This window comes from Streptomyces sp. NPDC054961 (assembly GCF_053609145.1).
Genome location: NZ_JBSGWY010000040.1, coordinates 7240 through 26296, shown reverse-complemented (window position 1 = coordinate 26296; position 19057 = coordinate 7240). Strand labels below are relative to the sequence as shown.

12 protein-coding genes and 1 riboswitch are annotated in these 19057 nt (G+C 72.2%); of the genes, 9 read left to right on the top strand and 3 right to left on the bottom strand.

Features of this window, described 5'->3' with window-relative positions:
* The first annotated feature begins 9 nt into the window (after positions 1-9).
* The 3 genes from ACWF9Z_RS28815 to ACWF9Z_RS28805 are packed head-to-tail and all read left to right on the top strand — an operon-like array spanning position 10 to position 5045.
* Positions 10-885, top strand: coding sequence for a carbohydrate ABC transporter permease (locus tag ACWF9Z_RS28815; protein WP_453606625.1), 876 nt, complete (start codon positions 10-12; stop codon positions 883-885).
* Between the two features lie 50 nt (positions 886-935).
* Positions 936-2543 (top strand): glycoside hydrolase family 13 protein, encoded by a 1608-nt coding sequence (locus tag ACWF9Z_RS28810; RefSeq protein ID WP_453606622.1) that lies wholly within the window; start codon positions 936-938, stop codon positions 2541-2543.
* 60 nt (positions 2544-2603) lie between these two features.
* Positions 2604-5045, top strand: coding sequence for a discoidin domain-containing protein (locus ACWF9Z_RS28805; RefSeq protein WP_453606619.1), 2442 nt, complete (start codon positions 2604-2606; stop codon positions 5043-5045).
* Positions 5046-5129: 84 nt separating this feature from the next.
* Here ACWF9Z_RS28805 and ACWF9Z_RS28800 read toward each other — a convergent pair whose 3' ends face one another.
* Positions 5130-6383: a citrate synthase gene (locus ACWF9Z_RS28800; protein ID WP_453606616.1), complete on the bottom strand. Its 1254-nt coding sequence runs from the start codon at positions 6381-6383 to the stop codon at positions 5130-5132.
* Positions 6384-6453: 70 nt separating this feature from the next.
* Here ACWF9Z_RS28800 and ACWF9Z_RS28795 point away from each other — a divergent pair, with 70 nt between their 5' ends.
* The gene (locus ACWF9Z_RS28795; RefSeq protein ID WP_453606613.1) at positions 6454-7614 is read left to right on the top strand and encodes a citrate synthase; all 1161 of its coding nucleotides are present in this window, start codon (positions 6454-6456) and stop codon (positions 7612-7614) included.
* A gap of 5 nt (positions 7615-7619) precedes the next feature.
* Positions 7620-8834 carry a GTP-binding protein gene (locus ACWF9Z_RS28790; protein ID WP_453606712.1) on the top strand — a complete coding sequence of 405 codons (1215 nt, stop codon included), beginning with the start codon at positions 7620-7622 and terminating at the stop codon, positions 8832-8834.
* 22 nt (positions 8835-8856) lie between these two features.
* Here ACWF9Z_RS28790 and ACWF9Z_RS28785 read toward each other — a convergent pair whose 3' ends face one another.
* Together ACWF9Z_RS28785 and ACWF9Z_RS28780 are read right to left on the bottom strand one after the other, a co-directional pair.
* Positions 8857-10956: a restriction endonuclease gene (locus tag ACWF9Z_RS28785; RefSeq protein WP_453606610.1), complete on the bottom strand. Its 2100-nt coding sequence runs from the start codon at positions 10954-10956 to the stop codon at positions 8857-8859.
* A 107-nt stretch (positions 10957-11063) separates the two neighbouring features.
* Positions 11064-13520 (bottom strand): DNA gyrase/topoisomerase IV subunit A, encoded by a 2457-nt coding sequence (locus ACWF9Z_RS28780; protein WP_453606608.1) that lies wholly within the window; start codon positions 13518-13520, stop codon positions 11064-11066.
* Between the two features lie 308 nt (positions 13521-13828).
* Here ACWF9Z_RS28780 and ACWF9Z_RS28775 point away from each other — a divergent pair, with 308 nt between their 5' ends.
* The 4 genes from ACWF9Z_RS28775 to ACWF9Z_RS28760 all read left to right on the top strand — a co-directional run bounded on the left by ACWF9Z_RS28775 (position 13829) and on the right by ACWF9Z_RS28760 (position 18653).
* Positions 13829-15202: a M16 family metallopeptidase gene (locus ACWF9Z_RS28775; RefSeq protein WP_453606709.1), complete on the top strand. Its 1374-nt coding sequence runs from the start codon at positions 13829-13831 to the stop codon at positions 15200-15202.
* Positions 15203-15222: 20 nt separating this feature from the next.
* On the top strand, positions 15223-16590 hold the full coding sequence (locus tag ACWF9Z_RS28770; RefSeq protein ID WP_453606706.1) for a M16 family metallopeptidase: 1368 nt from the start codon (positions 15223-15225) through the stop codon (positions 16588-16590).
* A 183-nt stretch (positions 16591-16773) separates the two neighbouring features.
* Positions 16774-16933, top strand: a riboswitch (cyclic di-AMP (ydaO/yuaA leader).
* A gap of 12 nt (positions 16934-16945) precedes the next feature.
* The gene (locus tag ACWF9Z_RS28765) at positions 16946-17743 is read left to right on the top strand and encodes a M23 family metallopeptidase (RefSeq protein WP_453606605.1); all 798 of its coding nucleotides are present in this window, start codon (positions 16946-16948) and stop codon (positions 17741-17743) included.
* A 244-nt stretch (positions 17744-17987) separates the two neighbouring features.
* Positions 17988-18653: a GntR family transcriptional regulator gene (locus ACWF9Z_RS28760; protein ID WP_453606602.1), complete on the top strand. Its 666-nt coding sequence runs from the start codon at positions 17988-17990 to the stop codon at positions 18651-18653.
* Positions 18654-19057 lie beyond the last annotated feature (404 nt).

Sequence of the window (19057 nt, the reverse complement as noted above, 5' to 3'; positions counted from 1 at the left end):
GCACCTGACATGGCAGAGCGCACGCTGATATCGCCGGCCCAACTCGGCCGCACCCGGGGCAAGGTCGCCTACTGGACCGTCCTGGCCCTGGTCGTCACCGGCTTCACGATCGTCTTCCTCGGTCCCCTCTACTGGATGGTGGCCAACGGGCTCAAGAGCACCCAGGAGTTCACCCAGGTCCCGCCGACCCTGGTGCCGGACTCCCTGAACCCCGAGAACTACTCCGCCGCCTGGAAGGTCATGGACCTCGCCAAGCTGCTGTTCAACACCCTCTACTACGCCTTCGGGGCCCTGGCCTTCCAGCTCGTCCTCGACGTCGCCGCGGCCTACTCGCTGTCCAAGCTCCGGCCCGTCTTCGGCAAGGCCGTCCTCGGGATGATGCTGGCCACCCTGATGATCCCGGCCACCGTCCTCGTCGTACCGCAGTACCTGACGGTCCTGGACATGCCGCTCATCCAGCGCAACCTCCTCAACACACCGTGGGTGATCTGGCTGCCGTCGGTCACCAACGCCTTCAACATCTTCCTGCTCAAACGATTCTTCGACTCCATCCCCGGGGAGATCCTCGACGCCGCCGCCATCGACGGGGCCTCAGCGCTGCGCACCCTGCGCTCCATCGTCCTGCCGATGTCCCGGCCCGTCCTCGGCGTCGTGTCGATCTTCGCGATCGTCGGGGTCTGGAAAGACTTCCTCTGGCCGATGCTCACCCTCCCCGATCCGGCGCTGCAGACGCTCAACGTCGGCATCTACTCACTGGCCAGGGGAGTCCCCGAGAACCACCTCGTCGCCGCGCTCGCGATGGCCTCGGCGCCCACGCTCATCATCTTCCTGATCTTCCAGCGCAACATCATGAGCGGCCTGACGGCAGGCTCCCTCAAGGGGTGACCGCCCCGATCCGCCGCCGCGCCCGGCCGCCCCTGTGAAAGGACCCCTCCGTGGCTGACTTTCCCCTGCCCGAAAACGCCGCCGACTGGTGGCGCTCGGCCGCCATCTACCAGGTGTACGTACGGAGCTTCGCCGACGGCGACGGGGACGGCACCGGTGACCTCGTGGGCGTCCGGGCCCGCCTCCCCTACCTTGCCGAACTGGGCGTGGACGCACTCTGGTTCACCCCCTGGTACCTCTCCCCGCTCGCCGACGGCGGCTACGACGTCGCCGACTACCGCACCATCGACCCCGCCTTCGGCACCCTCGCCGAAGCCGAGAAGCTCATCGCCGAGGCCCGCGAGCTGGGCATCCGCACGATCGTCGACATCGTCCCGAACCACGTGTCCGACCAGCACGCCTGGTTCAAGGCCGCCCTCGCCGCCGGCCCCGGCAGCCCCGAGCGCGGGCTCTTCCACTTCCGCCCCGGCCGCGGCGAGCACGGCGAACTGCCCCCCGGGGACTGGCCCTCGCAGTTCAACGGCGCCGCCACCTGGACGCGGGTACCGGACGGGGAGTGGTACCTGCACCTGTTCACCCCGCAGCAGCCCGACCTGAACTGGGACCATCCCGCCGTCCGCCGCGAACACGAGGAGGTCCTGCGGTTCTGGTTCGAGCGCGGAGTGTCCGGCGTACGGATCGACTCCGCGGCCCTGCTCGCCAAGGATCCGGCCCTGCCCGACCTGGCCGGGCGCTCGCCCGAGCCCTGGTCCGGGGAGGTCCACCCGTACATCGACCGCGACGACCTGCACACCGTCTACCGTTCGTGGCGCGCCATCGCCGACGAGTACGGCGCCGTCTTCGTCGGCGAGGTCTGGCTGCCGGACACCGAGCGCTTCGCCCGCTACCTGCGCCCGGACGAACTCCACACCGCCTTCAACTTCTCCTTCCTCAGCTGCCCGTGGGACGCCGGACGGCTGCGCACCTCCATCGAGGAGACCCTGGCCGAGCACGCTCCCGTCGGCGCTCCGGCCACCTGGGTGCTGTGCAACCACGACGTGACCCGCACGGTCACCCGCTACGGGCGCGCCGACACCGGGTTCGACTTCTCCGCCAAGGCCTTCGGGACCCCGACCGACCTGGACCTCGGCACCCGGCGGGCACGCGCCGCCGCCCTGCTGACGCTCGCCCTTCCCGGCGCCGTGTACGTCTACCAGGGAGAGGAACTGGGGCTTCCGGAGGCCGAGGTCCCGCTCGACCGCATCCAGGACCCGATGCACTTCCGGTCCGGAGGCACCGATCCGGGCCGCGACGGGTGCCGGGTCCCGCTGCCCTGGACCGCCGAGCCCTGGCACGACGCCTGGCTGCCCCAGCCCGAGTCCTGGCCGTCGTACGCCGCGGACCGGCAGGCCGGCGACCCGGCGTCGATGCTCACCCTCTACCGGACGGCCCTCGCACTGCGCCGCGCCGCCGCCGGTTTCGGCGGCGGTTCGCTGGAGTGGCTGGCCGCGCCGCCCGGAGTGCTGGCCTTCGCCCGTCCCGACGGGCTGGTCTGCGTGGTCAACCTGTCGCCGGAGCCGGTGGAGCTGCCGGCCCACACGGAACTCCTGCTGAGCAGTCGCGCCCTGGAGGGCGACGGGCTGCTTCCGCAGGACACGGCGGTCTGGCTGCGGACCTGACGCCGCGGCCGGACCGCCGGAACCCCCCGCCCCCGCACCGCATGGAGAGGTCCCACCGTCATGAGCGCAGCAGCACGCATCGCCGCACGAGGGAGGCCGGCCGGAGTGCTGGTCGCCGCCCTGGCCGCCACCGCCGTCCTCGGAGCCGCCGCCGCCCTGCCGATGCTCGCGGCACCCGCCGCGAGCGCGGCCTCCACCGTCCTGTCGCCCCTGGACGTCCAGGGGCGCGGGGCGACGGTCCCCTTCACCGAACAGGAGGCGGAGCGGGCGGCCACCAACGGCTCGGTGATCGGGCCCGACCGCACGTACACGAGCCTGCCCGCCGAGGCCTCGGGGCGCAGCGCCGTACGGCTGGACGCGGCGGGCGAGTACGTCGAGTTCACGCTGGCCGAACCGGCGAACGCGATGAGCGTGCGCTACTCCGTACCGGACAACGCGGCCGGTACGGGCATCAGCGCGCCCGTGGAGCTGAAGCTGGACGGCACCAAGCTGAAGGACCTGGACTTCACGTCCAAGTACAGCTGGTTCTACGGCAGCTATCCCTTCACCAACCAGCCCGACGGCGAGAAGCCGCACCACTTCTACGAGGAGACCCGCACCCTCTTCGGGAGGACCCTCCCGGCCGGTTCCAAGGTCCGCCTCACGCTCCCCTCCGTCGCCGCCACCCCGTGGACGATCGTGGACCTGGCCGATTTCGAGGAGGTCGCGCCGCCCGTGAACCGGCCCGCCGGCTCGCTGTCGGTGACCGACTTCGGAGCCGACCCGAACGGCTCCGCGGACTCCACGGCAGCCTTCCAGCAGGCCGTGGACGCGGGCGCGGCGCAGGCGAAGGAGGTCTGGATCCCGCAGGGCACCTTCAGGCTCACCGACCACGTGGTGGTGGACCAGGTGACGCTGCGCGGGGCCGGCCCCTGGTACTCCGTCCTCACCGGACGCCATCCCACCGACCGCGACCGGGCCGCCGGGATCTACGGGAAGTACGTCCGGGGCGGCGGATACGGCGGCCAGATACGCCCCTACGAGAGCGGCGGGCCGAGCAGGAACGTCACGCTGAGGGACTTCGCCCTCATCGGTGAGATCGCCGACCGCATCGACGACGACCAGGTCAACGCGATCGGCGGCGCGATGAGCGACTCCGTCGTCGACAACGTGTGGATGCAGCGGACCAAGGTCGGGGCCTGGATGGACGGACCGATGGACAACTTCCACATCAAGAACAGCCGGATCCTGGACCAGACGGCGGACGGGGTGAACTTCCACTGGGGCGTGACCCGTTCCTCGGTCGAGAACACCTTCCTGCGTAACCTCGGCGACGACGGCCTCGCCATGTGGGCGGACACGAAGAACAACGTGGCCAACTCCTTCAGCCACAACACCGTCGTCCTGCCGATCCTCGCCAACAACATCGCCGTCTACGGCGGCAAGGACATCAGCGTCACCGACAACGTGGCCGCCGAGAGCCTGTCCAACGGCGGCGGCCTGCACGTCGGCAACCGCTACCCGGGGGTCACCCCGGGACAGGGCACGGACGTCTCCGGCACCTTCACCCTGGCCCGCAACACGCTGATCCGGACCGGGAACACCGACTACGGGTGGAACTTCCCGATCGGCGCGGTGTGGTTCGACAGCCGGTCGGGCTCCATCGACAAGGCCACGATCAACGTGACCGACAGCGACATCCTGGACAGCTCGTACGCGGCCGTGCACTTCGTGTCGGGCAGCACGAAGGGCGTCCACTTCGACAACGTCAACATCGACAAGACCGGGACCTTCGCCCTCCAGTTCAACGACCCGGCCGAGCTGTCGATGAGCAAGGTCAGGGCCACCCGGATCGGCTTCACCGAGCCCGTGTACAGCTGCCTGGGCGCGCAGTTGAAGCTGACGCAGGGCAGTGGGAACTCCGGCTGGAACACCAAGCTGCCGAACACCTACTGCGGACCGTTCCCGCCGGCAAGCGACCAGCCGGGTCCCGACCCGACGCCGACTCCGAGCCCGACGCCGACGCCGACCCCCACCCCGACTCACACCCCCACCCCGACCCCCACCCCGACCCCCACCCCCACGCCGACCCCCGACCCCACGCGGAACCTCGCCCAGGGCCGGCCGGTCTCCGAGTCCTCGCACACCCAGGGCTACGACGCGGCGAAGGCGGTCGACGGCGACCCGAACAGCTACTGGGAGAGCGGCAACAACGCCTTCCCGCAGTCGGTCACGGTCGATCTCGGCGCCACGACGGCCGTCAAGCGCCTGGTCCTGAAGCTGCCGCCGCCGTCCGCCTGGGCGGCCAGGACCCAGACCCTCTCCGTCCTCGGCAGCGCCGACGGCTCGAACTTCACCACCGTCGTCGCCTCCCAGGGCTACCGCTTCGACCCGGCGGCCGGCAACCGGGTCACCCTCACCCTCCCGGACGGCACGCACCTGCGCCATCTGCGGCTGAGCGTCACCGGCAACACCGGCTGGCCGGCCGGGCAGCTCGGCGAGCTGGAGGCCTACGCCGGCTGATCGGGGCCCGGCACACCCCCCTCGTCCTCCCCGGACGGCCCGGGCGGCCCGGAGGCCCCGGGCGGCCCGGACGACCCCCGCCCGTCACGGCATCGGCTGTGGCGGGCGGGGCCCGTGGTACTGCCCGCTCGGCCGCATCCGCAGCGGGCGCTCCTGGTACTCCTCGAGCGCGTGCGCGATCCACCCGGCCGTGCGGGCCACCGCGAAGACGGTCTCCCCGGCCTCCGGCGCCATCCCGAAGGACACCGTCAGCACCGCCAGCGCCAGGTCCACATTGGGGTACGGGCCGCCGCCGTGCCGGGCCGTCAACCCGGCCACCTCGCGCGCCGCCTCCAGGGCCGGACCGGCCTGGGGCAGCGGCTCCAGCCGTGCGAACAGAGCCGCGGCACGGGGGTCCTCGCCCGCGTACAGCCGGTGTCCGAGCCCTGGTACCCGGCGCCCGGCGCGCAGGTACTCCGCGACCACGGGCGCCGCCCCGCCCCGTTCCAGCACCTCCACCAGCATCCGGTGCGCGAGCCGGCCCGCGGCTCCGTGCAGCGGGCCCTCGAGCGCGCCGAGCCCGGCCGACACCGCGGCGTACGGGTGCGCGCGCGCCGACGCCGCGACCCGTACGGCCAGGGTCGAGGCGGCCAGATCGTGGTCGGTGAGCAGCGCCAGCGCCAGGTCGAGCACGGCCAGCGCGTCCGGATCCGGCTCCAGGGGAGAGAGCCGCGGCCACAGCTGCCGGGCCAGCCTGCCGTCCCCGCCCCACGGTGACGGGCCCACTTCGGGCAGGGCGCCGACCAGGGTGGGGATCAAGGAGCGCGCGGAGTCCAGGACCGCGGGCTCGGAGAGGTCGAAGCGCAACGGGTCCGCGACCGCGGCGGCGGCGACGGCCACCCGCAACCGGTCGACCGGACCACTGTGCGGGGGCAGCGCGGCGACCGCCCGCCGGGCCGCGGCGAGGGCCTCCGGATGAGCGGTGAAGCGCGCCCCGCGCACCAGGGTCCCCGTCCACAGCCACTCGGCGACCTCCTCGTAGCGGTGCCGCGAGGACAGCTCCACCGCGTCCACCCCGCGGAAGTAGTAGCGGTCGGACTCGATGAGCGTGAGCGAGGTACGGACGGAGAGCTCCCCGGCGGAACCCGCGGGGACGGCCGCCTCGCGCCGGCTGCGCCGGGCCAGGGCCTCCACCTCGCGGGCGTCGAAGCTGCTCCCGCGTCCCACCGCGTCGCGGCGGCTGGTGAGCTGCCCCCGGCTGACGTAGGCGTAGACGGTGGCGGGCTTCACGCCGAGCAGGTGGGCCGCCTCCTGGGTGCTGAGCCTTCGCTGGCCGGACTCGCCGGACTCCTCATTCATGACGCACACCCTATAGAGGTTGATTGAATCAATATTGACAAGGATTGAATCCATCATCGATGGTCGAGACATGAACACCACCGCCGTACCCTCCGAAACCCCCCGAGGCCTCGCGGGAGTCGTGGTCACCGACACCCGGCTCGGTGACGTCCGAGGCCGCGAGGGCTTCTACCACTACCGCCAGTACTCGGCCGTGGAGCTCGCCGAGCACCGCACCTTCGAGGACGTCTGGCACCTGATGTTCCGCGGCGCACTGCCGGCCGACGCCGCCGAACGCGCCGCCTTCGCCGCCGAGATCGCCCCGCTGCGCCGGCTCCCCGACGAGGTCCGGGACGCCCTGCCCGCGCTGGCCCGTGCCACCGCGCTCTCCGGGCCGCTCGCCGGTCTGCGCACGGCGCTCTCCCTGCTCGGCGCCGCCGCGGGATTCCGCCCGGTCTACGACCTCGGCCCCGAGCGCCGGGCCGCCGACGCGCTGGCCGCCTGCGCCGCCGTACCGACCCTGCTCACCGCCCTGTACCGGCTCGGGCAGGGACTGGAGCCGGTGGAGCCGCGCGAGGACCTCCCGTATGCCGCCAACTACCTCTTCATGCTGACCGGGCAGGAGCCCGACCCGGTCAGGGCGCGCGCGGTCGAGCGGTACCTGATCGCCACGGTCGACCACGGTTTCAACGCCTCCACCTTCACCGCCCGCGTGATCGCCTCGACCGGCGCGGACGTCGCGGCCTGCCTCACCGGGGCGATAGGCGCGCTCTCCGGCCCGCTGCACGGCGGCGCTCCCAGCCGGGCGCTGGACACCCTGGACGCCATCGGCACGGCGGACCGGATCGACCCGTGGATCCGCGAGCGGGTGCTCGCGGGCGACCGGATCATGGGCTTCGGGCACCCGGTGTACCGCACCGAGGACCCGCGCTCGCGCATGCTGCGCGACATCGCCCAGGGGTTCGGCGGCCCGCTCGTCGACTTCGCCGTGGAGGTGGAGCGGCACGTCGAGGAGCTCCTCGCCGAGCTGAAGCCGGGCCGCGAGCTGCACACCAACGTGGAGTTCTACGCGGGCGTGGTCATGGAGCTGTGCGGGCTGCCGCGCGAGATGTTCACCCCGACCTTCTGCGCGGCCCGGGTGGTCGGCTGGAGCGCGAACGTCCTCGAACAGGCCGCCGACTCGAAGATCATCCGCCCGGCCGCCCGCTACACCGGCCCGACCCCGCCCCATCCGGTTCCCGTCCTGCGCTGACTACCATCGGGCGGGTGAACAGCATCCCTGTCGTCGTCCTCGCCGGATTCCTCGGATCCGGCAAGACGACCGTCCTCAACCACCTCCTCGGCAACCGGGGAGGGACCCGGATCGGGGTGGTCGTCAACGACTTCGGCTCCATCGAGATCGACGCGATGTCGGTGGCCGGCCAGGTCGGGGACTCGATGGTCTCCCTCGGCGGCGGCTGCCTGTGCTGCGCGGTGGACGGCAGCGAGCTCGACGCGTACCTGGCGAAGCTCGCCGACCCCGTCCACCGCATCGACGTGATCGTCATCGAGGCGAGCGGGCTGGCGGAGCCGCAGGAGATGGTCAAGATGCTCGTCGACAACGAGAGCCCGGCCGTCCGCTACGGCGGAATGGTGCAGATCGTCGACGCGGCGGAGTTCGACGCGACCCGGGCCGCGCACCCCGAGACCGACCGGCATCTGGCCGTCGCGGACCTGGTGGTGCTGAACAAGACCGACCGCGTCGACGCCGCCGAACGGACCCGGATCGAGCGCGTGCTCGCCGGGCTCTGCGCCCCCGGCATCCCGGTCGTCGGCGCCGACCACGGGCGGATCGACCCGGAACTGCTCTTCGACCGCCGCCCGTGGACCGAGACGCGCGGCCAGTTGTCCTTCGAGGACCTGCTGGCGCAGGCACACGCCCTCCGGGGACCCGGCGAGCAGGACGGCCACGAAGGACACGACGGCCACGCTCACGAGGGCGATTGCGGACAGCACGCCCACGCGGCCTACCAGAGCACGGAGTTCGTGTCCGAGCAGGCCCTCGACCCGCGCCGATTCATGCGGTTCCTCGACCAGCGCCCGGCCGGCCTCTACCGGATCAAGGGTTTCGTCCACTTCGGCGTCCCCGGTCACCGGGAGCGCTACGAGGTCCACGCGGTCGGCCGCTTCCTCCGCTTCGCCCCGCAGCCGTGGGGCCGGGGCGAGGCGCGCCGGACGCAGTTGGTCCTCATCGGGTCGGGCACCGACGGCCCGGCCCTCCTGCGCGAGCTGGAAGCCTGTCGCGCACCGGAGCCGCAGGACGCCGGGCCGGAGAGCATGTGGGGGGTCCTGCGCTACGTCCACCGCCCGCCGTCCCCGGCCTCCGAGGCCGGTCCCGGCGCCGATCCGGAGCCGGAGACCGATCCGGAATCCGATCCGGAGACCGATCCCGACACGGATCCCGGAGCCGCGACCGATCCCGAGGACTTCTAGGCGGGCGTTCCCTCCGGGCCCGTCAGGCGACCTCGATGCCGAAGTCGCCGAGCAGGGATTCCAGGCCGCCCCGGTAGCCCTTGCCGCCGAGGACGAAGTCCCAGTCGCCGCCGGGACGGCGCCGGAAGGAGCCGAGGACCAGAGCGGTCTCGCCGGCGCGGCCGTCGGAGACCTCCAGCTGGCCCAGCTCCCCGCCCTCGGTGTCGAGCAGCCGGATCCGGGCGTCCGTGAAGCCCGCCAGGTCGGCGTCCGGATTGACCTCCGGGTCGATCGCGGCCACGAGGACCAGCCGGTCGGCGGGCTGTGGCAGGGCGTCGAAGGCGACCAGCAGCGCCGCCTTGTCGGGCGCCGCGTGCGTGTGCGTGCGGACCGAACCATCGGGCGTGCGGTGGTTGTTGAAGAACACGAAGTGGTCCTCGCTCAGCACCCGGTTGCCCTCGCAGACCAGCGCGCACACGTCCAGCGCGACCGATCCCGACCAGGACATGCCGAGCACGTTCCGCTCGGCGGAGGGCTCCGGCTCGGCCGCCGGCCGCGCGGGCACCGGAGCCGGCGCGGCGTCGGCGGAGCCCCCGCCGAGGCGCCCGCGCAGCCCGTGCAGGTGGAGCAGGTCGACGAGTTCGGCGCCGGGAACCAACTCCAGGGGCTTGCCGTTGGCAAAGGTGTATGACCCGGGTCCGAAGGTCGCCGTGGTGACGAGCACCCCCTTGTTCGCGCCCCGGTCCTGAACCGTGCCGTACAGGTCCCGCACCGCCGTCGGCGGGACCGTGTTCCGGTAGCGCTTGACCTGCACCACGATCCGCCCGCCCCGGATCGGAGCCGGGTCCAGCGCCTCGACGTCGACGCCGCCGTCACCCGACCGCTGCGTGGTCACCGCCTCCATGCCCATCGCCCGGAACAGCTCGGCCACCAGGTTCTCGAAGGCGATCGGGTCCATCGCGAAGAGGTCCGGTTCCTCCTCGCCGCCGGCCGCGTGCCCGCCGTGGCTGATGACCGCGCCGACCTCGCCGGGCCGCCGACCGGGGCGCACCGCGGTCAGCTGGTCGGGCCGGGCCGAGAGCTGTCCGCGCAACCCCTCCACGAGACAGTCCACCGCGCTGACCTGCTCCAGCCGCAGTCCCTCGAACGTGGTGCGCGCCGCCGACACCGTGGCGAGCACGAACCGCGCCTCCTGTCCCGTCACCGGATCGGGGCAGTCCACGAACCCGTTGACCAGGACCGAGTCCAGTACGCCGAACTCGTCCGCCGCGTACAGCTCGCGCAGCACCAGCAGCACGCACTGCGCCAGCAGGTCCCGGTACAGCGCCCGTCGCTCCGTGGCCGGGCGGGGCTTCACCTTGTACTGGCCCGTACTCGGCAGGTACTGGACCGACCGGGCCTCCGGCACCACCGCGTACCCGGGCAGTTCCCAGTCGAGCACCAGCTGGCGCGCCGTCGGGTCGTAGGCCGCCGCCACCTGCCGGGGGAAGGCCTCGGCCCAGGCCGTCGAGACGTACAGGGCGGCCGAGAAGTACTCCACCACCGCCTCGGGGTCGCCGGCGCGCAGCGCCGCGGTCAGTTCGGAGAGGCCGCCGTTGTGCGCCCGGATCGCGGCGAGCTGCTCCGCGGCCCAGGTGTCGTACTGCCTTCGGTACGCGGCCAGTTGCTGCTGCCGCTGCGCCTCCGCCGCGTGCGCGGCCTGCCAGGCGGCGGTGTACCGGGCGTGCGCGTCCCGTTCCGCCTGGGCCCGCTGGCCCGAGCCGAGGGTCCAGCCGCTGCTCTGGTGCTGGAACTGCTCGATGCGCGGCAGGGGCACCGGCTGCGCCAGGGCGCCCGGGGCGAACGGTTCCACCTGCTCGGGGCGGACCATGGCCGCCGTCCGGAACGCGGGGGCCTGGCACCCCGTGACCAGCAGGACCTGCAGGGCGGCGACCTCGGCGTCGAGCTGCGCGGAACGCCGTCGCGCCTCGGCCTCGCGGTGCTGGCGGTCGGCCGCCTGCTGCTCGCGCTGGCCCCGGACCACGCCACGTTCGTAGGGCCGCTGAGGATGTTCCGCCTCTCGCTGCCGGCTCAGCTGCGTCTGCTGTGTCCTGCGCTGGGCCTCGGCCCAGTCCCTGATCGATCCGTCCGCCCGACGACTCATCAGTTCTGTGTCTCCCCGCCCCACCCGACAGTGCCAAGAGGGAAAACACTAGTCGCCATTCGGGTGGTACGTCCCCAGGACGTACCACCCGAATGACCTCGTACCCGCTACAGCGCGGACCCCGCCAGCGCCGCGACGGCGGCCGGCAGTGCCGTACCCGAACCGTCCCGGCGCGGGTCCACGGCGAGCAGCTCCGCCGGGGTGCCGTTCGCCGCGGCCGCGCGGGCGGGCGAGCCGCCCGCCCAGGCCAGGACCAGCAGGTCCTCGCCCTTGAGGAAGCGCTGGCAGCGCACGCCGCCGGTGGCCCGGCCCTTGCGCGGGTACTGGTCGAACGGGGTCAGCTTCCCGGACAGCATCGAGTCGTCCAGCGTCCCCTGCGAGCCCGCCACCGTGAACACCACCGCGTCGCGCGCCGGGTCCACCGCCGAGAAGTGGATCACCTTGGCGTTGTCCGCGAGCTTGATGCCCGCCATGCCGCCCGCGGGACGGCCCTGCGGGCGCACCTGGGCCGCCGGATAGCGCAGCAGCTGGGCGTCGTCGGTGATGAAGACCAGGTCCTCCTCGCCCGTGCGCAGCTCGACCGCGCCGATGATCCGGTCGCCGTCCTTGAGCGTGATGACCTCGAGCTCGTCCTTGTTGGCCGGGTAGTCCGGCACGACCCGCTTGACCACGCCCTGCTCGGTGCCGAGCGCCAGGCCCTGCCCCGATTCGTCCAGCGAGGTCAGGCAGACGACCTTCTCGTCCGCCTCCAGCCCGGAGAGGAACTCCGAGACCGGGGCGCCGCCCGCCAGGTTCGGCGCGGCGTGGGTGTCCGGCAGCTGCGGCAGATCGATCACCGACAGCCGCAGGAGCCGCCCGTACGAGGTGACCACGCCGATGTCGGCCCGCGCGGTCGCCGCGACCTGCGAGACGACCAGGTCGTGCTTGGCGCGGGCGCCGCCCTCCTCCTCGGGGAGCGGGTCGGCGTTGGGCGTGCGGGCCAGCAGGCCGGTGGAGGAGAGCAGCACCCGGCACGGGGTGTCCGCGACCTCCAGCGGCACCGCCGCGACCGGCGTCCCCGCCGATTCCAGCAGCACCGTACGACGCTCCGTGCCGAACTTCTTCGAGACCGCGGCCAGTTCGGCCGAGACCAGCTTGCGCAGCTCGGCGTCGGAGTCCAGGATCCCGGTCAGCTCGTCGATCTCGCCGGCCAGCCGGTCGCGCTCGGACTCCAGCTCGATCCGGTCGAAGCGGGTGAGCCGGCGCAGCGGGGTGTCCAGGATGTACTGGGTCTGGATCTCGCTCAGCGAGAAGCGCTCCATCAGGCGCTCCTTGGCCTGGGCGGAGTTGTCGCTGTCCCGGATGATCCGGATGACCTCGTCGATGTCGACCAGGGCCACCAAGAGGCCCTCGACCAGGTGCAGCCGGTCGCGGCGCTTGCCCCGGCGGAACTCGCTGCGGCGCCGGACGACCTCGAAGCGGTGGTCGAGGTAGACCTCCAGCAGCTCCTTGAGGCCCAGCGTCAGCGGCTGTCCGTCGACCAGCGCGACGTTGTTGATGCCGAAGGACTCCTCCATCGGCGTCAGCTTGTACAGCTGCTCCAGCACGGCCTCGGGGTGGAAACCGTTCTTGATCTCGATGACCAGGCGCAGGCCGTGCGAGCGGTCGGTGAGGTCCTTGACGTCCGCGATGCCCTGGAGCTTCTTCGCGCCGACCAGGTCCTTGATCTTCGCGATGACCTTCTCGGGGCCGACCGTGAAGGGCAGTTCGGTGACGACCAGGCCCTTGCGGCGCGGGGTCACGTCCTCCAGGGCCACGGTCGCGCGGATCTTGAAAGTGCCGCGCCCGTTCTCGTAGGCGTCCTTGATGCCCGCGAGGCCCACGATCCGGCCGCCGGTGGGCAGGTCGGGACCCGGCACGAAGCGCATCAGCGCCTCCAGATCCGCCTCCGGGTAGCGGATCAGGTGGCGGGCGGCCGCGATGACCTCGCCGAGGTTGTGCGGGGCCATGTTGGTGGCCATGCCGACCGCGATCCCGGACGCGCCGTTGACCAGCAGGTTCGGGTACGCCGCGGGCAGTACGCCGGGCTCCTGCTCCTGGCCGTCGTAGTTCGCGTTGAAGTCGACGGTGTTCTCGTCGATCGACTCCGTCATCAGCGAGGCGGCGTCGGCCATCCTGGACTCGGTGTAACGCATCGCGGCCGGCGGGTCGTCGTTGCCGAGCGAGCCGAAGTTGCCGTGGCCGTCCACCAGGGGGAGGCGCATCGAGAAGGGCTGCGCCATGCGGACGAGGGCGTCGTAGATCGACGCGTCGCCGTGCGGGTGCAGCTTGCCCATGACCTCGCCGACGACGCGGGCGCACTTCACGTACCCGCGGTCGGGGCGCAGGCCCATCTCGTTCATCTGGTAGACGATGCGCCGGTGCACCGGCTTCATGCCGTCGCGTGCGTCGGGCAGGGCGCGGGAGTAGATCACCGAGTACGCGTACTCGAGGAAGGAGCCCTGCATTTCGTCGACGACGTCGATGTCGAGGATCTTCTCCTCGAAATCCTCCGGCGGCGGGGTCTTCGTGCTGCGGCGGGCCATCGCTGCGCGGCTCCTTAACCAAGAATCGGGATGAGCTGGGCTCTCACGGGTGGGGCTGGTGCTCCGTACGAGTCTCGTACGGAGGTGGTGCGCGGGTGCACCCGGGTCCGGCGGGGCCGGGCGGTGCTCTGGGCGGGGTCTGGCTGGTATGCGTACACGGGTGACGCGGACCATTGTGGCCCGAGGCACCGACAACGCCGACTCCGACCCAGGAGTGGGCCGGGAACTTCTCCGGTCGCCGACACGCTTGCATACAGTGGCAGGTCTGACAGGAATCTCTGCATCGCGATCGAAGGGACCACATGCCCATGGGTCACACGGCCACAGCCCAGGCCGGCTCCGGCGGCCTCACAGCGACCGAGCACAGGCTGGCCAACGGCCTGCGCGTGGTGCTGTCCGAGGACCACCTGACCCCGGTCGCCGCGGTCTGCCTCTGGTACGACGTCGGCTCGCGCCACGAAGTCAAGGGGCGTACCGGCCTGGCTCACCTCTTCGAGCACCTGATGTTCCAGGGCTCGGCGAACGTCTCCGGCAACGACCACTTCGAGCTGGTCCAGGGCGCCGGCGGCTCCCTCAACGGCACCACCAGCTTCGAGCGCACCAACTACTTCGAGACGATGCCGACGCACCAGCTGGAGCTCGCGCTCTGGCTGGAGGCGGACCGGATGGGCTCGCTGCTGGCCGCCCTGGACGACGAGTCCATGGAGAACCAGCGCGACGTCGTCAAGAACGAGCGCCGCCAGCGGTACGACAACGTCCCGTACGGCACGGCCTTCGAGAAGCTGACGGCCCTGGCGTACCCGGACGGGCACCCGTACCACCACACCCCGATCGGCTCGATGGCCGACCTGGACGCCGCGTCCCTCGAGGACGCGCGCACCTTCTTCCGCACGTACTACGCGCCCAACAACGCGGTGCTGTCGGTCGTCGGCGACATCGACCCGGAGCGGACGCTCGCCTGGATCGAGAAGTACTTCGGCACCATCCCCGCCCACGACGGCAAGCAGCCGCCGCGCGACGGCTCGCTCCCCGACATCATGGGCGGGCAGCTCCGCGAGGAGATCGTCGAAGAGGTCCCGGCCCGCGCGCTGATGGCCGCCTACCGGCTCCCGCACGACGGCACCCGCGCGTGCGACGCCGCCGACGTGGCGCTGACCATCCTGGGCAGCGGAGACTCCTCCCGTCTGCACAACCGCCTGGTACGGCGCGACCAGAGCGCCGTCGCGGCCAGCTTCGGGATGCTGCGCCTGGCCGGCGCCCCCTCCCTCGGCTGGCTGGACGTCAAGACCTCCAGCGGGGTCGAGGTGCCCGACATCGAGGCCGCCGTCGACGAGGAGCTCGCGCGGTTCGCCGCCGAGGGCCCGACCGCGGAGGAGATGGAACGCGCGCAGGCCCAGCTGGAGCGCGAGTGGCTGGACCGGCTGAGCACGGTGTCCGGCCGCGCCGACGAACTGTGCCGCTTCGCGGTGCTGTTCGGCGACCCGCAGCTGGCCCTGACCGCCGTCCAGCGCGTCCTCGACGTCACCGCCGAGGAGGTGCAGGCCGTGGCCGCGGCCCGACTGCGCCCGGACAACCGCGCGGTGCTCGTGTACGAGCCGATCGCGGCGGACGGGACCGACGGGCCGGACGACACCGACGAGAGCGCCGGGAACGGCGACGAGAACGAAGGGGCGGAGCAGTGAGCGACACCGCAGCCGTCACGATGACCTTCCACCCGCGCCCCCAGGCCGGCGAGCCGCAGCCGTGGGCCTTCCCGGCCCCCGACCGCGGGGTCCTGGCCAACGGCCTGACCCTGCTGCGCTGCCACCGCCCGGGGCAGCAGGTCGTCGCGGTCGAGATCAACCTCGCCGCCCCGCTGGACGCGGAGCCCGAGGGCCTCGACGGCGTGGCTACCATCATGGCCCGCGCGCTGGCCGAGGGCACCGACAAGCACTCCGCCGAGGAGTTCGCGGCCGAGCTCGACCGCTGCGGGGCCACCCTCGACGCGCACGCCGACCACCCGGGCCTGCGGGTCTCCCTGGAGGTCCCCGCGTCGCGGCTGCACAAGGCGCTCGGCCTGGTCGCCGAGGCGCTGATCGCGCCGGCCTTCGCCGACGCCGAGGTCGGCCGCCTGGTGCGCAACCGGCTCGACGAGATCCCGCACGAGCTGGCCAACCCCCAGCGCCGCGCCGCCAAGCAGCTCTCGCAGGAGCTGTTCCCGGCGAGCCTGCGGATGTCCCGCCCCCGCCAGGGCACCGAGGAGACGGTCTCCCGCATCGACTCCGGCGCCGTACGGGCCTTCTACGAGGCCCACGTACGCCCCGCCACCGCCACCGCGGTGGTCGTCGGCGACCTGACCGGCATCGACCTCGACGCCGTCCTCGCGGACACCCTGGGCGCCTGGACCGGTGACACCAGCGAGCCGCGCCCGGTCCCGCCGGTCACCGCCGACGACACCGGCCGCGTGGTCATCGTGGACCGGCCCGGCGCGGTCCAGACCCAGCTGCTGATCGGCCGTATCGGGCCGGACCGGCACGACCGCGTCTGGGCGCCCCAGGTCCTCGGCACGTACTGCCTGGGCGGCACCCTCACCTCGCGCCTGGACAAGGTGCTGCGCGAGGAGAAGGGGTACACGTACGGCGTGCGCGCCTTCGGCCAGGTGCTGCGCTCCACCGCCGACGGCAAGGGCGCCTCGATGCTCGCCATCAGCGGTTCGGTGGACACCCCGAACACCGGCCCGGCGCTGGAGGACCTCTGGAAGGTGCTGCGCACCCTCGCGGAGGGCGGCCTGACCGATGCCGAACGGGACGTGGCGGTGCAGAACTTGGTGGGCGTGGCCCCGCTGAAGTTCGAGACGGCCGCCTCGGTCGCGGGCACCCTCGCCGATCAGGTCGAGCAGGAGCTGCCGGACGACTACCAGGCGCAGTTGTACGCGCGGCTCGCCGAAACCGGGACGGTGGAGGCCACTTCGGCGGTCGTCAGCGCGTTCCCGGTGAACCGCCTGGTCACGGTCCTGGTGGGTGACGCCTCGCAGATCGAGGAGCCGGTGCGCGCCCTCGGTATCGGCGAGGTGACCGTGGTGACCAACTGAGCTGACGCCCAAGGGGTTCCGGCGACTTGTCGCCGGGGCCCCTTTTGTCCGTTTAGTGGTGTGGTTGCTTGTATGCGGTGTGGCGAACGCAACAAAAAGGCGCGTCTGTTTGGCGATTGACTGATGATCCGCCTAGCGTCAGGCGTGCTGTCCGTCAGTGGTAACCGCCGCATCCGCGGCACCGGGCAGCGATCGCCGAGTCCCCGTCAGGCGCGAGCCTGGGGAGCCGGGGACCCACATGTGTCCCTGGGGTGAATCGGGCCGCCTCGCAAGTGGAGGCCCGTAGGAGACCTTCCTGCTCCGAACCCGTCAGCTAACCCGGTAGGCGAGAGGGAAGGAAAGGATCAGCCCCTTCATGGCGTTTGGCAGTCGTACCGCCGGGTCCGGCAAGCACCGCGGTTCCAGTCGTCTGAGCCGCAGGACCGCCGGTTACGCCGGCATCGCGGCCCTCGCCACCACGGGTGTCGTCGGCTCGCTGGCCGGCCCCGCGTTCGCCGCGGACAAGGCCCCCTCCGTCGAGGACACCGGCATGAACACCATCGTCGTGGCCGACGAGCTCGAGGGTGAGATCCAGGCCCAGGCCGCCTCCCAGCAGCGGGCCGCCGAGGCCGCCGCCGCCAAGGCGCAGGCCGAGGCCGACGCGAAGCAGCGGGCGGCAGAGGCCAAGGTGAAGGCCGAGGCGCGGGCCAAGGCCGAGCGCGAGGCCGCCGAGCGTGCGGCCCGCGAGGAGGAGCGCAAGCGCCTCAACACCTTCGTGTCCCCGCTCGCGGAGTCCTACGTCAGCACCCAGTACCACGCGGGCGGCGGCATGTGGTCCTCCGGCAGCCACACCGGCATCGACTTCCACGCCTCCTCCGGCACCGAGGTCCACGCGGTCGGCATGGGCACCGTGGTCGAGGCGGGCTGGGGCGGCGCGTACGGCAACAACGTCGTCATCAAGCACGCCGACGGCACGTACACCCAGTACGGCCACATGAGCTCGCTGAGCGTCTCCGTCGGCCAGCAGGTCACCCCGGGCCAGAAGATCGGCCTGTCGGGCTCCACGGGCAACTCCAGCGGCCCGCACCTGCACTTCGAAGCCCGTACCGGCGCCGACTACGGCTCGGACATCGACCCGATCGCGTACCTGCGCTCGCACGGCGTCAACGTCTGACCGGTCCGCACCGGTCGGTCCCGGCGGTCCGCCGCCCGGCCGGCCGCCGCACCGCACGTCTTCCCGAAGGCCCCGGCTCTCCTCGAGCCGGGGCCTTCGTGCGTCGGTCCGCGCGGACCGCCTCCGAGGTGCGGGCCTCGGATGCGTGTGAATGTTTCGTATTTCCGGCCGTCCTCGGAAATTATCGTGTGTTGCAATAGAATCGCAGCGCGCACAGCCATACGAAAAAGGCGGAGGTCCGGTCTTGCGTATTCCCGCGCACACGGTATGCACAGCAATTCGCGACGACATCGTCTCCGGCGTGTTCGGGCCCGGCGCCCGGCTGACCGAAGAGGTGCTGGCCCGCCGGTACGGAGTCTCGCGCGTCCCGGTGCGCGAGGCGCTGCGCACGCTGGAGTCGGAGGGCTTCGTCACCACCCGGCGGCACGCGGGCGCCTGCGTGGCGGAGCCGACCGAGCGGGAGGCCGCGGACCTCCTGGAGCTGCGGATGCTGCTGGAGCCGCTGGCGGCCGCACGGGCGGCCCGGCGGCGCAGCGAGGCCCACCTCAAAGTGCTGCGGGGGCTGGTCAGGCTGGGGCAGGAGCGGGCCAGGAAGGGGCAGGGGGAGGACCTGCGCTCCCTGGGCGGCTGGTTCCACGAGACGCTCGCCCAGGCCTCCGACAGTCCCGGCCTGATCGCGCTGCTCACCCAGATGCGCCACAAGGTGGCGTGGATGTACGTGGTGGAAGCCCCGGTGCGGCCCGTGGAGTCCTGGGCGGAGCACGGCACGATCGTGGACGCGGTGGCCCGGGGCGACGCCGAGCGGGCCCGGGCGCTGACCGCCGTCCACGTGGACCGGGCGGCGGGGGCCCACCGGCTCCGGGTGAGGACTTTGCAACCTGCCGTAAACATGGCGAGCGGTCCGCATTAACAAACCCCGTATACAAAGGTCTGGTATTCGCGCGGCGCCCGGCGATATCGGGGGCGATGTCATTCGCATACGCGCGCGGCCGGTCCGTCGTCCGGAATTCCCGTGCGTAATTCCGGGTGGGTCGGTCAGGGGCGCGCCGGATTTGTCGTGGCGCTGATTTCCGTGCCGCTGATGTCCGAGCCGCTCGCTACCGCGCCGCGCCGCGCAGGGCCGCGCCGCTCGTCGCGGCGGGCTCCGTCACCCCGTGGCCGTCTCCGTCCGCCGCTCCCCGCCGCACGGAGCGCGAAGAAGCCGTTGCCCCCCCCCCGGGGGGCGGGGCCCCGCGGGACCGGGGGGGGCCCCCCCCGGCGTGGCGGGGGACCCCAGCCGGCGCAGGGCTGCCGCGGCGTGGGAAATAAAAAAAA

Coding starts and splice junctions, on each gene's coding strand:
- ACWF9Z_RS28780 (WP_453606608.1), bottom strand. CDS start 13,520: ATGGCCCGCCGCAGCACGAAGACCCCGCCGCCGGAGGATTTCGAGGAG.
- ACWF9Z_RS28775 (WP_453606709.1), top strand. CDS start 13,829: ATGGGTCACACGGCCACAGCCCAGGCCGGCTCCGGCGGCCTCACAGCG.
- ACWF9Z_RS28815 (WP_453606625.1), top strand. CDS start 10: ATGGCAGAGCGCACGCTGATATCGCCGGCCCAACTCGGCCGCACCCGG.
- ACWF9Z_RS28795 (WP_453606613.1), top strand. CDS start 6,454: ATGAACACCACCGCCGTACCCTCCGAAACCCCCCGAGGCCTCGCGGGA.
- ACWF9Z_RS28805 (WP_453606619.1), top strand. CDS start 2,604: ATGAGCGCAGCAGCACGCATCGCCGCACGAGGGAGGCCGGCCGGAGTG.
- ACWF9Z_RS28800 (WP_453606616.1), bottom strand. CDS start 6,383: ATGAATGAGGAGTCCGGCGAGTCCGGCCAGCGAAGGCTCAGCACCCAG.
- ACWF9Z_RS28770 (WP_453606706.1), top strand. CDS start 15,223: ATGACCTTCCACCCGCGCCCCCAGGCCGGCGAGCCGCAGCCGTGGGCC.
- ACWF9Z_RS28785 (WP_453606610.1), bottom strand. CDS start 10,956: ATGAGTCGTCGGGCGGACGGATCGATCAGGGACTGGGCCGAGGCCCAG.
- ACWF9Z_RS28765 (WP_453606605.1), top strand. CDS start 16,946: ATGGCGTTTGGCAGTCGTACCGCCGGGTCCGGCAAGCACCGCGGTTCC.